This is a genomic window from Stenotrophomonas sp. SMYL11 (assembly GCF_036320005.1).
Taxonomy (GTDB): Bacteria; Pseudomonadota; Gammaproteobacteria; order Xanthomonadales; family Xanthomonadaceae; genus Stenotrophomonas; species Stenotrophomonas maltophilia_A.
In genome coordinates, this window is sequence record NZ_JAWIRS010000003.1 from 149,866 (window position 1) to 163,714 (window position 13,849).

Consider the following 13,849-nt stretch of genomic DNA (forward strand, 5'->3'; position numbering starts at 1 on the left):
CGGACAAGGCCCGGACGGACCGGGCCTTGGCGTCATGGAGGTGGCAGAAACGACCTAATCCCCTCCGTCCCCTTTTTTGCGGTCAGCCGCCCGGCGCGAACACCAGGGTGCGGCGGGTGGTGACCGGCGCGTTGACCGGCTCGAAGCGCCAGCGCTTGACCGCGTTCAGGGCTTCGCGGTCGAAGGTCCGTCCCGACGTTGCGCGCAGCACGCGCGCGCTGACCACTGAGCCGTCGGTACCGACGGTGATCTCCACCAGCACTTCGCCCGACGTTCCCGAACGCAGTGCCTCGGCCGGATAGCGCGGCGCCGGCGTGCTGACCGGGCGCAGGGTGGGCGCTGCGGCGGCGGCTGCCTGGCGTGCGGCGCTGGCCTGTTGGGCGGCGGCCTGCTGCTGTTTCTGTTCGGCATCGCGACGGGCCGCGGCCTGGCGCTCCGCCTCCTGGCGCTCGTTGTCGCGGCGTGCGGCATCCTGCTGCGCGGCAATCTGCTTGGCCGCGTCGGCTTCCTTGGTGCGTTGTTCGGCCAGGCGCTGCTGTTCGATCTGCTGCTTGCTGCGGTCCTCGGCGTCCTTCTTGGCCTTCTCGGCTTCGGTCTCGGTGCGCTTGGCCGCATTTTCCACGCCCTTGGCCAGGCCTTCCTTCAGGCGCGGCAGGGCGGGAGCGGAGGCGTCCACCTTCTCGATCAGTGCCACCAGGCGCTGCGCCTCGGTGTAGTCCTCGCGGCCCATGTGCTGCTCGGCGGCGATCAGGGTGTAGGGCAGCAGGTCGGTCAGCGCGCTCTTCACCGACGCGTCGTCCGGTGTCTTGTCGCGCAGGGCGAGGTAGTACTCGATGGCGTTGTCGCCGGCCGGCGCGTACATGCGGTTCTCGCGCAGTGCCTGGCTGGCCGATTCACGCAGCTGTTCGGTGCCCATGGACTGCACCTTGGCGGCAACCACCGGTGCGGCCGGTGCGGCGGCGGGTGCACTGGCAGGTGCGGGTGCCGGGGTTTCTTCCTTGCCCGAGCAGGCGGCCAGCGCCAGTGCCAAAGCAACCGGCAGCCACCGGCGCGCGGCGGTGATCGTTGAGACGTGCGACATCCTGCTCCCCTCTAGAAGACGACGTGACGTAAATCATTGATACGCATGGCCGGGACCCGTGGTCCGGGCGCGGAACGATGACGTTTCCCGACGCCACCGCCGGCAACGGCGAGGGTGCAATCTAGCATCCCGGCCACCGCCGCGTACAAGGGGCAGTGGCCGGGATGGGGCAGCGGCGAAGGACCGCTGCCGGTTGCCGCATCAGTGGTCGTGCGACTTGCTGTGGCTGTTGGACATCAGCTTGTCGGTCCAGGCAATACCGATCGCCGACAGGATGAACACGCAGTGGATGATGGTCTGCCACAGCACGCCGTCCTGGGTCAGCATCGAGCAGCGTGCGACACCGATGTTGGCGGCGGCCACGCTCATCTGCTCCGGCGTGCACAGTGGGATGCCACCCAGCGCGCCACTGGCGATGAAGGTCTTCAGCAGGTGGATCGAGGAGATGCCGATGATCGCCATTGCCAGCTTCACCTTCAGCACGCTGGCATTGACGTGGCTCAGCCATTCCGGCTGGTCCGGATGGCCTTCCAAGCGCAGGCGCGAGACGAAGGTCTCGTAGCCACCGACGATCACCATCACCAGCAGGTTGGAGATCATCACCACGTCGATCAGGCCCAGCACGATCAGCATGATCTGCTGTTCGCCCATCGAGGCCGAATGCGAGATCAGGTGCCACAGTTCCTTGCCGAACAGGAACACATAGACGCACTGCGCCACGATCAGGCCCAGGTACAGCGGCAGCTGCAGCCAGCGCGAGGCGAAGATCAGCGTGGACAGCGGGGAGAGCGGCGGGCGGTTTGCACTCATGCGGAGGATGCTGCGTTGCGGGGGAGAGGCGAGGTTACCGGCCCGTCGTGACGGTGCCAACCCAACTCACGCACTAGACTTCAGGTTCCTTTCCGCACCCCGAGCCGCCGCCATGATCGACCTGTATTACTGGCCCACCCCGAACGGCCACAAAGTGACCCTGCTGCTGGAAGAAGCTGGCCTGGAGTACCGCATCCATCCGGTCAACATCGGCTCGGGCGACCAGTTCAAGCCGGAATTCCTCGCCATTTCGCCGAACAACAAGATGCCTGCGATTGTCGACCACGCCCCGGCCGATGGCGGCGCCCCGCAGAGCGTGTTCGAGTCCGGCGCGATCCTGCTGTACCTGGCCGAAAAGACCGGTCAGTTCCTGCCCAGCGACCCGCGCGGCCGCGTCACCACCCTGGAATGGCTGTTCTGGCAGATGGCCGGCCTGGGCCCGATGAGCGGCCAGATGGGCCACTTCAACGTGTATGCGCCGGAAAAGATCCCCTACGCGATCGAGCGCTACGACAACGAAGTGCGCCGGCTGCACGGGGTGATGGACAAGCGCCTGGCCCAGCACGCCTTCCTGGCCGGGGACGACTACACCATCGCCGACATGGCCAGCTACCCGTGGATCGGCGCCTACGACAAGCTGCCGGTGGATTTCGCCGCCTTCCCGAACATCAAGCGCTGGCACGAAGCGATTGCTGCACGCCCGGCCACCCAGCGCGCCTATGCCCTGCGCCAGCAAGTGAACCCCAACGCCGGCAAGCCGCTCAGCGACGAAGAGCGCAAGCACCTGTTCGGCCAGCGCTGACCCAGTACGGCGAGTGCCGACCATGGGTCGGCACTCGTCGGCACGCCTCATGGGCAGAAGGTCATGCTGCCTTCCCGCACCGGCTTGGTTAGGATGGAGGCTGACCGCCCCGCGTCCATCGCGGTGGCGGACCTGCCGTTTGCCGGGATCCTCCATGCGCCACCTGTTCGCTTCGCTCGCCCTCATGCTCGCCACCAGTACCGCCGCCCACGCTGAAAAGCTGACCCTGGAAGCCATCACCGGCCCGCTGCCGCTTTCCGGCCCGACCCTGATGAAGCCGAAGGTCGCCCCCGATGGTTCGCAGGTCAGCTTCCTGCGCGGCAAGGACAGCGACCGCAACCAGCTGGACCTGTGGACCTACGACATCGGCAGCGGCCAGACCCGCCTGCTGGTGGATTCCAAGGTGGTGCTGCCCGGCACCGAGACCCTCAGCGATGAGGAAAAGGCCCGCCGCGAGCGCCAGCGCATCGCCGCGATGACCGGCATCGTCGATTACCAGTGGTCGCCGGACGCGCAGCGCCTGCTGTTCCCGTTGGGCGGCGAGCTGTACCTGTATGACCTCAAGCAGCAGGGCCAGGCCGCAGTACGCCAGCTGACCCACGGTGAAGGATTCGCCACCGACGCGAAGCTGTCGCCCAAGGGCGGTTTCGTCAGCTTCATCCGCGGCCGCAACCTGTGGGTGATCGACCTGGCCAGCGGCAAGCAGCTGCAGCTCACCCGCGACGGCAGCACCACCATCGGCAATGGCGTGGCCGAGTTCGTTGCCGACGAGGAAATGGACCGCCACACCGGCTACTGGTGGGCGCCGGACGATTCGGCCATCGCCTTCGCCCGCATCGATGAAGCACCGGTGCCGGTGCAGAAGCGCTACGAGGTCTACGCCGACCGCACCGACGTGATCGAGCAGCGTTACCCGGCCGCGGGCGACGCCAACGTGCGCGTGCAGCTGGGCGTGATCGCACCGGCCGCCGGTGCGCAGCCGCGCTGGGTCGACCTCGGCAAGGAACAGGACATCTATCTGGCTCGTGTCGATTGGCGCGATGCGCAGCACCTGAGCTTCCAGCGCCAGTCGCGCGACCAGAAGCAGCTGGACCTGGTGGAAGTGGCGCTCGATTCCAACCGCCAGCGCGTGCTCGCCCACGAGACCAGCCCGACCTGGGTGCCGCTGCACAACAGCCTGCGTTTCCTCGATGACGGCAGCGTGCTGTGGTCGTCCGAGCGCACCGGTTTCCAGCATCTGTACCGCATCGACAGCAAGGGCAAGGCCACCGCGTTGACCCACGGCAACTGGCCGGTGGACGAACTGCTGGCGGTTGATGAGAAGGCTGGCAAGGCCTACTTCCGCGCCGGCATCGAGACCTCGCGCGAAAGCCAGATCTACGCCGTGTCGCTGCACGGTGGCGAGCCGCAGCGCCTGTCGAAGGCACCGGGCATGCACAGCGCCAGCTTCGCCCGCAACGCCAGCGTCTACGTCGACAGCTGGTCCAACAGCACCACGCCGCCGCAGATCGAACTGTTCCGCGCCAATGGCGAGAAGATCGCCACGCTGCTCGAGAACGACCTGGCCGACCCGAAGCATCCGTATGCGCGTTACCGCGATGCACAGCGCCCGATCGAGTTCGGCACGTTGATGGCTGCCGACGGCAAGACCCCGCTCAACTACAGCCTGATCAAGCCGGCTGGCTTCGATCCATCCAAGCGCTACCCCGTGGCGGTGTACGTCTACGGTGGCCCGGCCAGCCAGACCGTCACCGACAGCTGGCCCGGCCGTGGCGATCACCTGTTCAACCAGTACCTGGCGCAGCAGGGCTACGTGGTGTTCTCGCTGGACAACCGCGGCACCCCGCGCCGTGGCCGTGACTTCGGTGGCGCGTTGTATGGCAAGCAGGGCACGGTGGAAGTGACCGACCAGCTGCGTGGCGTGACCTGGCTGAAGCAGCAACCGTGGGTGGACCCGGCGCGCATCGGCGTGCAGGGCTGGTCCAACGGTGGCTACATGACCTTGATGCTGCTGGCCAAGGCCTCGAACCAGTACGCCTGTGGCGTGGCCGGTGCACCGGTGACCGATTGGGGCCTGTACGACAGCCACTACACCGAACGCTACATGGATCTGCCGGCGCGCAATGAAGCGGGTTACCGCGAGGCGCGCGTGCTGACCCATATCGACGGCCTGCGTTCGCCGCTGCTGCTGATCCACGGCATGGCCGATGACAACGTGCTGTTCACCAATTCGACCAGCCTGATGAGCGCGTTGCAGAAGCGTGCACAGCCGTTCGAGCTGATGACCTACCCGGGTGCCAAGCATGGCCTGTCCGGTGCCGATGCCCTGCATCGCTACCGCGTGGCCGAAGCCTTCCTGGGACGTTGCCTGAAGCCCTGATCCGCAGCCGGGAAGGAGCCCGCCGATGACCCTGCCACCGCCGATTCCCACCCATAGCCCCAAGCCCGCCGGCTGGTGGTGCCGCCACTGGCGCTGGGCGATGCCGCTGGCCGTGCTGCTGGTGCTGGCCGGCGCCGGTGGCACAGTGGCCTGGAGCGTGTTGCGCTGGAGCGAGGCGGCACGCGAGAGCCCGCCGATGCGCGAAGCGTTGCGCCGCGCGGGCTGCAGCATCGAACTGGTGGAAGCCTTCGGCGAGCCGCTGCATATTGAATCGATGCCGCTGGGCAGCATGCAGACGGCGATGAACGGCCAGCGCGACGTCGGCCTGACCGTTGCGCTGGAAGGACCGCATGCGCACGGCCGGCTGTTCGTGCAGGGCAGCCGACGCGATGAAGTCTGGGATTACCCGGTGATGTATGTACTGGCCGAAGACAAGCAGACCTTCGACCTGACTGCACTGGATGACGACGAGGCCGCGCAGGAGTGCGAACTGCAGGCCTGCCGCGAACGTGGCGAATGCCCGTTGACCGCGGCGTTGTGACCGCAGGTCGCGCGGCCAGGTAAAGGCGGCCATGTAGAGTCGACTGTTAGTCGACTGCTCTCCACAAGACGCCTGAAAACCCCGCGCTGCGCGCGATAGTCGACTGACAGTCGACTCTACCCATCAGCCGCGCCGTGACTTCCTGCCGATTGTCGCCACCGCCATGAGGGGTAGTGAAGAATCGGCGACTGTAAGGCCCGTTCTGATGCCGCACAAGGAATGCAGGTGCGTGCGAACCTGATAGGTGTCGGGATTGCCATCTGGCTGGAGATTGCTGAGGTATCCAGGCGGAAACTCAGGGCCGGAAAGCGCACCATCTCTGGAGAATTGTGGCGAAAATCTGTCGTGTACAGCCCAGATCCCACGCCGCCCTCCGTCCATGTGATGGCGGTCTCCCGCTGATGTGGAGTCAACACGTAGCTTTCATCGTGCCATGTGGCGGCGACATTGCGGGTGGATCATGGAACGTGCTCTTTTCTGCTTGGTGCTGGTTCTGCTCGGCATCTTTCCGTCAGTTGCGAAGACGGATAGCCGGTTCGTCCAGATACCTGCTGGGGGATGGGATCCCGGACCAGAGCTGCGCAGGCAGTACGAGGGCAGCATCGTAGACTGGGTTCGCCGCGTTGACGTTCATCCAGAGGCACTTTCCGGCGATTCGATCGAAGTCGACCTTTTCGACATGACAGTACGGCTGGAACGCGTTGCAGGCTACCCGGCAGGTGACGCGCCGGATCCGGTCCACGTTCTGGCCGTCCAGAATGGCGGAACATCATCCGGAACCATGCCCAGCCGGCTCCGTTGGGCTGGCGTAACCGCATCGTCCTCCTCGCCATGTACAGATGTGGAAGGGATGGTGCGTGTTTCCGAGGCTTCTGACGGGCGACTGCAGGCCATCTTCGACATCGGCAGCCTCCGGTATGAACTTCAAGGCAGCGTGCTGATCCGCAAGGATCTGCGCAGGCTTCCACGAGAGGCACCGGTGCGGGATGTCAGCCCCGCGGTGCCTGGTGCAGCCGCTTCAGCCGAATATCTACCCGCCGGAAAATCAACGGTTCGTGTCCTCTTTGGCTATGGAACCGCCGCGATTGGGACTGATCGGGAAGAGGTCTTTGCGGAAATGCGGAGGGCCGTGTGCTTGGCCAACAAGGGCTTTTCTGACAGCGGAATCCAGATCGAACTCGAGCGTGCAGGGAACGCACTACCCGGCTACCGGGAAACCGGTGTAACCCAGACGCTGGATGATCTCATGGCCGGAAGAAGGGGGGCGCTGGGCTTCATGCACCAGGTCCGCGATGTTGCCAAGGCAGACATCGTGCTGATGATTATCGACACAGGTTCGTCACTGTCGTTCTGCGGACAGGCCCAACGGCTGCTTGCCACGAAGGAAACGGCATTCGCGGTTGTAGAGCGGAACTGCCTGGGGGCCAGTACCAGCAGTCTCGCCCACGAAATTGGGCACCTGTTCGGCGCCGAGGAGGACTGTGATGTCCTACGAGTGCTCTGGCGTGCCATGTCACCGAGTGAACCTGTGGTCTTCACCTGACCTCAGTCACAACGGATTGCCTGCCGGCACGGAAAAGACCCACCACAATGTCAGGGTCTTGAACGAAACCCGCCAGATGATTGCAGACTTCTATCCTTGGCCATAAAGCGGGAGATCGGGATGCCAGGCAGGCTGTTACCCCGTTGGAGAGACTGTGAATCCTGCAGATGTTCAGATCACCGACGGAGCACATGCATCCTGCGCTCGCCAATCCCCGTGACCTTCAGCCGATTGTCGCCATCGCTGTGAGCGCGTAAGTTGCGGGCAACCCTTTGCTGGAGTGTCCCATGAAGCCGATTGCGCTCGCTGTTGCCCTGGCCCTGACTGCCGCCCCGTTGCTGTCCGTACCGCCGGCCCTGGCCGCGCCGGCCGCCAAGGCCGCGACTCCCGCCAGCCCTGCCTGGGTCACCCGCAGCAATGCACTGGCGCAGATCCTGCTTGATGCACAGGGCCCGTTCCAGCCGGAGGAAACCGGCTTCTTCGGCGTTCCAGGCTACGACGACAAGGTGGCCGACCTTGGCCCGGACAACGGCAAGCGCTACCGCGCCGCGATGGCCAAGGCCCGCGACGAACTGAAGGCAAAGTTGGCCGCCGAAAAGGATCCCAACGTCCGCCAGGACCTGGAGATCATGATCCACGCGGCCAACCAGAACATCGAAGGCAGCGAGCTCAACGAGAAGTACCTGCTGCCGTGGAGCGATGCGCCGCAGACGGTGTTCAGCGGCCTCAACCTGCTGCTGTCCGACCAGGTGCCGGCCGAGCACCGGGCCAAGGCGCTCGACCGCCTCAAGGCGTATGCCGGCCTGCAGCCGGGCGGCACCGCCTTCACCATGCTGGCCCGCCAGCGCTACGAGGAACGGCTGAAGGACAGCAGCCTGCTGCAGCCGACGAAGATCGAAGTGCAGCAGTCGCTGGACAATGTCGAGACCTACATCACCGGTATCGAGTCGCTGCTGAAGAAGTACCAGATCGTCGGTGCCGATGAAGCAATGAAGGCGCTGGCCGGGCAGATGAAGGACTACGCCAGCTGGACGCGCACCACTGTGCTGCCGAAGGCTCGCACCGATGCACGCCTGCCGGCACCGTTGTATGCGTACCAGCTCAAGCAGGTCGGCATCGACATCGACCCGAAGCTGCTGATGCAGCGTGCGCAGCTGGAGTTCATGGAAACCCGTTCGGCGATGCAGCAGCTGGCGCCGCTGGTGGTGAAGGAGAAGGGCCTGAAGGTGGCCGACCCCAGCGACCCCGTGGCGGTGATCCGTGCACTGAAGGCTGACAAGATCGCCGACGATCACCTGGAAGGCCACTACCGCAAGGTGATCGATGCGATCGACCCGCTGATCCGCGAGCACGCCATCGTCGACGTGCCCAAGCGCGCCATGCAGATGCGCTTGGGCTCGGCCGCCGAGAGCGCGGCCAGCCCGGCACCGCATTTCCTGCCGGCGCCGCTGGTCAACAACACCGGGCAGCAGGGCACCTTCGTGCTGCCGCTGGGCAACCCGGCCGCGGGCCCGGGTGCGCAGTACGACGACTTCAACTTCGGTGCGGCGGCGTGGACGCTGAGCGCGCATGAAGGCCGCCCCGGCCACGAGCTGCAGTTCACCGCCATGGTCGAGCGCGGCGTGTCGCTGGCACGCACCATGTTCGCGTTCAATTCGGTGAACGTGGAGGGCTGGGCGCTGTACGCCGAAGCCGAGATGGTGCCGTACGAGCCGCTGGACGGTCAGATGATCGCCCTGCAGTTCCGCCTGCTGCGCGCCGCACGCGCGATGCTCGACCCGATGCTCAACCTCGGCCTGACCGACCGTGCCAACGGCGAGCGCGTACTGATGGAGCAGGTTGGCCTGTCCAAGGCGATGGCCACCCAGGAACTGGACCGCTACATGGTGCGCATGCCGGGCCAGGCCGGCAGCTACTTCTACGGCTACACTCGTATCCTGGAACTGCGCATGCAGACCGAGCTGGCACTGGGCGCGAAGTTCGACCGCCTGGCGTTCAACAACTTCCTGCTCGACCAGGGCCTGCTTCCGCCGGACCAGCTGGCCGACGCGGTGAACAAGGTGTTCGTGCCGAAATACAAGCGCTGAGCATCACCGGGTAGTGCCGGCCGCTGGCCGGCAATCGCAGTTGGTAGATGCCGACCTTTGTCGGCGCTGTGGGTTTGTGCCAACCAAGGTTGGCACCTACCAGAGCGAAGCGTCGGTTGTTACAGGGGTAGTGCCGGCCGCTGGCCGGCAATCGCCGTTGATAGATGCCGGCCTTGGTCGGCGCTGTGGGTTTGTGCCAACCAAGGTTGGCACCTACCAGAGCGATGCGTCGGTTGTTGCAGGGGTAGTGCCGGCCGCTGGCCGGCATTTCCCTTGGGCAGAGAGGATTCCTGAGGTTGCCGGCCAGCGGCCGGCACTACCCGCGGTGACGCTGCCGCGTCAACGCTGCGGCTGCGGCGTGATCACCTGCGTCGGCAGCCGTGCCGGCGGTGCCGGGTTCGGTACCCAGATCGCGACGCCGGCGGCGCGCTTCTGCGTGGTCGGAATACCGATGCCGACGCCGCCACCCACGTGCGAACCGAACGTGCCGGCGCCGACCGACATGCCCACCGGCGAGCCACTGCTGCCCACGCCCATCAACACCACGCCATTGGCGCCGAGCGCGGCGGCCTCACGCTTCAGGCGTGCCACGGCGGCATCGGTCTGGCCCTGGGTGCCGAAGCCGACGGCGGACGCCGATTCCAGCTGGGCGATTTCCTGGGAACCGGCCGGTGGCGTCGAATAGATCTGCACCAGCGCCGGATCGATCGGTGCGCGGGCGCGGCCCAGCATCACCTTGGAGGTACTGGCACAGCCAGCGGCGACCAGCAGGATGGCCGCCAACGCGGCCCAACGGATGTTCATGGCACGACCCCTGTAGGACTGGTTGCGATCATCGGCGGGCCACTCTGAATCGGCGCCAACACCCGGGCCAGGGCACGCACGGCAGCACGCTAGCACGGTGCGGGTGACAGCCCCGCCAATGGCAGTAGGCGGCGGCAGCGGGAACGTCTATGGTTGGGCCAGGAACCAACTGCGGGAGAGAGCGGAATGGGTGTGATCAGTCTGTTGTGGGGCGTACTGGCGCTGTTGTGGATGATCCTGGCGCTGATTCCGCTGTTGGGCTGGGGCAACTGGTTCCTGATCCCGTTCGCCGCCGTGGGCGCGGTGATCGCCGCGCTGGGCATCCTGTTCACCCACCCGAGCAAGCGTGGCCGGGCCTGGGCCGGTCTGGTCCTGAACGGCATCGTGGTGGTGGTGGGCATCCTCCGCCTCGGCCTGGGTGGCGGCGTGATCTGAGCCCACAGCCGGGTGCGACAGGGCGTCGCAGGCGCACGGCCCATGGCCGGGCAGGGGCGTACAATGAACGGCTGCGCGAGCCCCCCGCGTGCCTGTGAACCCGCGCCCGGCGCGGCTGCCCCATGATCATCCGACCCCGTCCCCACGGCTGGCAACTGCTTTACATCCTGCGCGGTTCGATCGTCAAAGCGATCGCGCCCAAGGTGCTGGCCATCCTGATCCTGTCCATCGCGGTGGCCGCGGTGGTGGAACTGGCGCCGCCCACCGGCATCGAACGCGTGTCGGTCACGCCGTTCACCCTGCTCGGCCTGGTGCTGTCGATCTTCCTGAGCTTCCGCAACAGCGCCTGCTACGAGCGCTGGTGGGAAGGCCGCAAGCTGTGGGGCCAGCTGGTCTACGAATCGCGTTCGCTGGCCCGCCAGGTGAACCTGCTGCTGGCCGATGACACCGGCCGCCGTCGTCGCATCGCCTACCTCACCACCGCCTTCGCCCATGCACTGGCCGGTCGCCTGCGCGGGCGCATCGTGGCGTTGATGGCCCTGCCGTGGCTGGACAAGCGCCAGCGCGAACAACTCGGGCAGCGCGAGAACGTGCCCGACGCGCTGCTCTCGATGATCGCCGCCGAACTGGCGCAGGCCCTGCGCGCCGGTGACCTCGACCCGATCCTCTACACCCAGCTGGAAGAGCGCCTGCACGCAATGTCGTCGATCCAGGCCGGCTGCGAGCGCATCCTCACCACCCCGCTGCCGTTCGCCTACACCCTGCTGCTGCACCGCTGCGCGTGGATGTTCTGCGTGCTGCTGCCGTTCGGCCTGGCCAGTTCCCTGGGCTGGGGCACGCCGGTGCTGTCGGCGGTGCTGGCCTATGCCTTCTTCGGCCTGGACCAGCTGGGTGAAGAAATGGAAGACCCGTTCGGCCTGGAGCCGAACGACCTGCCGCTGGACGCGCTGGTGCGCACGATCGAGATCGACCAGCTCGACGCGCTCGGCGAACGCCCATTGCCCGAACCCCTGCTGCCGCAGGGTTACCTGTTGCAATAGCCACTCCTCGGAGCCTGCCATGTCCCACCCGCTTTACCGCCCGCGCCGCATGCGCCATGACGAGTTCTCACGCCGCCTGATGCGCGAGAACACGCTGACCACCGACGACCTGATCTATCCGGTGTTCGTGCACGAACTGGCCGGCCGCACCCCAGTGCCGTCGATGCCGGGCGTGGAGCGGCTGTCGATCGAAGAACTCCTGAAGGTGGCCGAAGAAGCGCTGGAGCTGGGCATTCCGGTGATCGACCTGTTCCCGGTGATCGACCCGTCGCTGAAGTCGCTGGATGCATCGGCGGCGTGGGCCGAGGATGGCCTGGCGCAGCGTGCGATCCGCGCGCTGAAGTCGCGCTTCCCGGAGCTGGGGGTGATGACCGACGTGGCGCTGGACCCGTACACCACCCACGGCCAGGACGGCATCATCGATGACAAGGGCTATGTGCTGAACGACATCACCGTCGAGGCGCTGGTCAAGCAGTCGGTATCGCACGCCGAGGCCGGCGTCGACATCGTCTCGCCGTCGGACATGATGGACGGCCGCATCGGCGCGATCCGTCGTGCGCTGGATGCCGACAACCACATCAACGTGCGCATCATGGCCTACTCGGCCAAGTACGCCTCGGCGTTCTACGGTCCGTTCCGTGATGCGGTGGGCAGCGCCGCCAGCCTCGGCAAGGCCGACAAGAAGACCTACCAGATGGACCCGGCCAACGGCGACGAGGCGCTGCGCGAGATCGCGCTGGACCTGGAAGAGGGCGCCGACATGGTGATGGTCAAGCCGGGCATGCCGTACCTGGACCTGGTGCGCCGGGTGAAGGAGACCTTCGGCGTGCCGACCTTCGCCTACCAGGTGAGTGGCGAGTACGCGATGATGAAGGCCGCTTTCGCTAACGGCTGGCTGGACGAGCGCGCCTGCGTGCTGGAGTCGCTGCTGGGCTTCAAGCGGGCCGGCGCCGATGGCGTGCTGACCTATTTCGCGCCGCAGGTGGCGCGATGGCTGCGCGAGCGCTGACAATAGCGCCACGATAGACGGAGGATTACGCGATGGGACCCGAACTGGGATGGATGCAATGGCTGATCTGGGGCACCGGCGTACTGGTGTTCGGCGCCATCATCGTCGGTGTCTTCATCGCCGCCTGGCGGGCCGGCAAGCGCCCGCCGGAGCAGCTCTCGGCCGCCCGCCATGTGGCCCGTGAGCAGGCCCTGCCGGACAGCGTGCAGGCCGAACTGGCCGCGCTTAACCAGCGCAAGGACAACGGCCAGCTGAGCGAGGTGGAGTACGAGCAGTTGCGCGCCAAGGTGTTGTCGCGCTGACGGGTGGGTGCCAACCAAGGTTGGCATCTACCAAACGGCCATCCACGCACGGCGTGGATTTACCGCACGCATCTGGCGCATCCATCGCCCTGGTAGTCGCCAACCTTGGTTGGCGTTTGCCGTCACCGTGCGGCAGGCACGCACCCCGCAACCGCCGCCACCTTCGGCACGGCCAACCGGTACACGTCCACGCCCCCGGCACGCGGTGCCTTCGCTGCACTGCTGGCAACCATCATCTCGCCCGGCTTGGCATTGTCGATCACCGGCGCACCGGTCCAGCCGCCGGCCTGGTTGAACGACAGCCCCAGCGGCTGCAGCGCCACGCCGCTCCACGCACAGCCGCTGCTCCAGACCTGCGCGGTACTGCCGCTGCCGCGGCTGAACACCACGGCGCCGTCATGCCCCAGCCAGTCGCCGTCGGTCTCGTCGTCGGCGCTGTTCAACGCGCTCAGTGCGCTGGCCGGGCCACGCAGTCCCTGCGCATCCAGCGTCGCCACGAACAGGTCCCAGCCGGCGCCACGGCCCTGCTGGCGGGCAAACAACAGCTGCCTGCCATCCGTGCTCAGGGCCGGCCCGCGCTCGTCCCGGCGGCCCGCGTCGCCCGCCAGCGGCTGCGCGGTACCCAGCTGGCCATCGGTGGCCAGCGCGGCCCGATACAGCGCCAGCTTGCCGTCGCGGCCGGCCGCGAACAGCAGCCAGTGGCCGTCGCGGCTGAAGTAGGGATCACGGGCCTCACCGGCCACGCCTACCGGCAAGGCCTGCGCCTGCTGCCAGCGGCCGTCCACCAAGCGCGCCTCCCACAGGCCCCAACCGGCCTCGCCACGGCGGGCGAAGACGATGCGCTGGCCATCGGTGCTGATCGTGGCGCGGCCCTCGTCGGCACGGGTCGAGACCACGCCCATGCCTTCGATGCCGTACTCGTTCAACGCCATCGCCACGGGGGCAGAGAGTAGACTGGCGGCAAGCACCAGCAGGGGCGGGGTGATGCGCATCATCCGGGTCCGTGCACGAAAGA

At 66.6% G+C, this 13,849-nt stretch carries 13 protein-coding genes; 9 read left to right on the forward strand and 4 right to left on the reverse strand.

The annotated features are described in order from the left end of the window. Nucleotides 1-82 precede the first annotated feature (82 nt). Nucleotides 83-1,081: an energy transducer TonB gene (locus V3B46_RS07585; protein ID WP_329891561.1), complete on the reverse strand. Its 999-nt coding sequence runs from the start codon at nucleotides 1,079-1,081 to the stop codon at nucleotides 83-85. Between the two features lie 201 nt (nucleotides 1,082-1,282). Further along, nucleotides 1,283-1,891 (reverse strand): TIGR00645 family protein, encoded by a 609-nt coding sequence (locus V3B46_RS07590; RefSeq protein ID WP_071228550.1) that lies wholly within the window; start codon nucleotides 1,889-1,891, stop codon nucleotides 1,283-1,285. A 112-nt stretch (nucleotides 1,892-2,003) separates the two neighbouring features. Between V3B46_RS07590 and V3B46_RS07595 the strand changes: the two genes are divergently transcribed. The 5 genes from V3B46_RS07595 to V3B46_RS07615 all read left to right on the forward strand — a co-directional run bounded on the left by V3B46_RS07595 (nucleotide 2,004) and on the right by V3B46_RS07615 (nucleotide 9,244). Next, complete coding sequence (locus V3B46_RS07595; protein ID WP_329891562.1) at nucleotides 2,004-2,693, forward strand: glutathione binding-like protein; 690 nt, start codon at nucleotides 2,004-2,006, stop codon at nucleotides 2,691-2,693. 154 nt (nucleotides 2,694-2,847) lie between these two features. Next, complete coding sequence (locus V3B46_RS07600; RefSeq protein WP_329891563.1) at nucleotides 2,848-5,073, forward strand: S9 family peptidase; 2,226 nt, start codon at nucleotides 2,848-2,850, stop codon at nucleotides 5,071-5,073. A 25-nt stretch (nucleotides 5,074-5,098) separates the two neighbouring features. After that, nucleotides 5,099-5,614, forward strand: a complete 516-nt coding sequence (locus V3B46_RS07605) for a cytochrome c oxidase assembly factor Coa1 family protein (RefSeq protein WP_329891564.1) — start codon at nucleotides 5,099-5,101, stop codon at nucleotides 5,612-5,614. Between the two features lie 460 nt (nucleotides 5,615-6,074). Beyond that, the gene (locus tag V3B46_RS07610) at nucleotides 6,075-7,157 is read left to right on the forward strand and encodes a zinc-dependent metalloprotease family protein (RefSeq protein ID WP_329891565.1); all 1,083 of its coding nucleotides are present in this window, start codon (nucleotides 6,075-6,077) and stop codon (nucleotides 7,155-7,157) included. Between the two features lie 287 nt (nucleotides 7,158-7,444). Continuing rightward, a complete protein-coding gene (locus V3B46_RS07615; RefSeq protein ID WP_329891566.1) occupies nucleotides 7,445-9,244 on the forward strand; it encodes a DUF885 domain-containing protein in 1,800 nt (599 codons plus the stop codon). A gap of 339 nt (nucleotides 9,245-9,583) precedes the next feature. Here V3B46_RS07615 and V3B46_RS07620 read toward each other — a convergent pair whose 3' ends face one another. Beyond that, nucleotides 9,584-10,048, reverse strand: coding sequence for a hypothetical protein (locus tag V3B46_RS07620; protein ID WP_014038879.1), 465 nt, complete (start codon nucleotides 10,046-10,048; stop codon nucleotides 9,584-9,586). 186 nt (nucleotides 10,049-10,234) lie between these two features. Here V3B46_RS07620 and V3B46_RS07625 point away from each other — a divergent pair, with 186 nt between their 5' ends. The 4 genes from V3B46_RS07625 (at nucleotide 10,235) to V3B46_RS07640 (ending at nucleotide 12,834) form a co-directional block, all read left to right on the forward strand. Continuing rightward, nucleotides 10,235-10,483: a hypothetical protein gene (locus V3B46_RS07625; protein WP_006475755.1), complete on the forward strand. Its 249-nt coding sequence runs from the start codon at nucleotides 10,235-10,237 to the stop codon at nucleotides 10,481-10,483. Between the two features lie 122 nt (nucleotides 10,484-10,605). Next, the gene (locus V3B46_RS07630; protein WP_010482217.1) at nucleotides 10,606-11,523 is read left to right on the forward strand and encodes a bestrophin family protein; all 918 of its coding nucleotides are present in this window, start codon (nucleotides 10,606-10,608) and stop codon (nucleotides 11,521-11,523) included. Between the two features lie 19 nt (nucleotides 11,524-11,542). Then, nucleotides 11,543-12,532, forward strand: a complete 990-nt coding sequence (gene hemB, locus V3B46_RS07635; protein WP_329891567.1) for a porphobilinogen synthase — start codon at nucleotides 11,543-11,545, stop codon at nucleotides 12,530-12,532. Between the two features lie 32 nt (nucleotides 12,533-12,564). Continuing rightward, a complete protein-coding gene (locus V3B46_RS07640) occupies nucleotides 12,565-12,834 on the forward strand; it encodes an SHOCT domain-containing protein (protein ID WP_154264750.1) in 270 nt (89 codons plus the stop codon). A 122-nt stretch (nucleotides 12,835-12,956) separates the two neighbouring features. Here V3B46_RS07640 and V3B46_RS07645 read toward each other — a convergent pair whose 3' ends face one another. Beyond that, nucleotides 12,957-13,829 (reverse strand): TolB family protein, encoded by an 873-nt coding sequence (locus tag V3B46_RS07645; protein ID WP_329891568.1) that lies wholly within the window; start codon nucleotides 13,827-13,829, stop codon nucleotides 12,957-12,959. Between the last annotated feature and the right edge of the window lie 20 nt (nucleotides 13,830-13,849).

What these genes read in the sequence shown, in the direction of transcription:
- V3B46_RS07585 (WP_329891561.1), bottom strand. Translation starts at nt 1,081, where the DNA reads ATGTCGCACGTCTCAACGATCACCGCCGCGCGCCGGTGGCTGCCGGTT.
- V3B46_RS07590 (WP_071228550.1), bottom strand. Translation starts at nt 1,891, where the DNA reads ATGAGTGCAAACCGCCCGCCGCTCTCCCCGCTGTCCACGCTGATCTTC.
- V3B46_RS07595 (WP_329891562.1), top strand. Translation starts at nt 2,004, where the DNA reads ATGATCGACCTGTATTACTGGCCCACCCCGAACGGCCACAAAGTGACC.
- V3B46_RS07600 (WP_329891563.1), top strand. Translation starts at nt 2,848, where the DNA reads ATGCGCCACCTGTTCGCTTCGCTCGCCCTCATGCTCGCCACCAGTACC.
- V3B46_RS07605 (WP_329891564.1), top strand. Translation starts at nt 5,099, where the DNA reads ATGACCCTGCCACCGCCGATTCCCACCCATAGCCCCAAGCCCGCCGGC.
- V3B46_RS07610 (WP_329891565.1), top strand. Translation starts at nt 6,075, where the DNA reads ATGGAACGTGCTCTTTTCTGCTTGGTGCTGGTTCTGCTCGGCATCTTT.
- V3B46_RS07615 (WP_329891566.1), top strand. Translation starts at nt 7,445, where the DNA reads ATGAAGCCGATTGCGCTCGCTGTTGCCCTGGCCCTGACTGCCGCCCCG.
- V3B46_RS07620 (WP_014038879.1), bottom strand. Translation starts at nt 10,048, where the DNA reads ATGAACATCCGTTGGGCCGCGTTGGCGGCCATCCTGCTGGTCGCCGCT.
- V3B46_RS07625 (WP_006475755.1), top strand. Translation starts at nt 10,235, where the DNA reads ATGGGTGTGATCAGTCTGTTGTGGGGCGTACTGGCGCTGTTGTGGATG.
- V3B46_RS07630 (WP_010482217.1), top strand. Translation starts at nt 10,606, where the DNA reads ATGATCATCCGACCCCGTCCCCACGGCTGGCAACTGCTTTACATCCTG.
- hemB (WP_329891567.1), top strand. Translation starts at nt 11,543, where the DNA reads ATGTCCCACCCGCTTTACCGCCCGCGCCGCATGCGCCATGACGAGTTC.
- V3B46_RS07640 (WP_154264750.1), top strand. Translation starts at nt 12,565, where the DNA reads ATGGGACCCGAACTGGGATGGATGCAATGGCTGATCTGGGGCACCGGC.
- V3B46_RS07645 (WP_329891568.1), bottom strand. Translation starts at nt 13,829, where the DNA reads ATGATGCGCATCACCCCGCCCCTGCTGGTGCTTGCCGCCAGTCTACTC.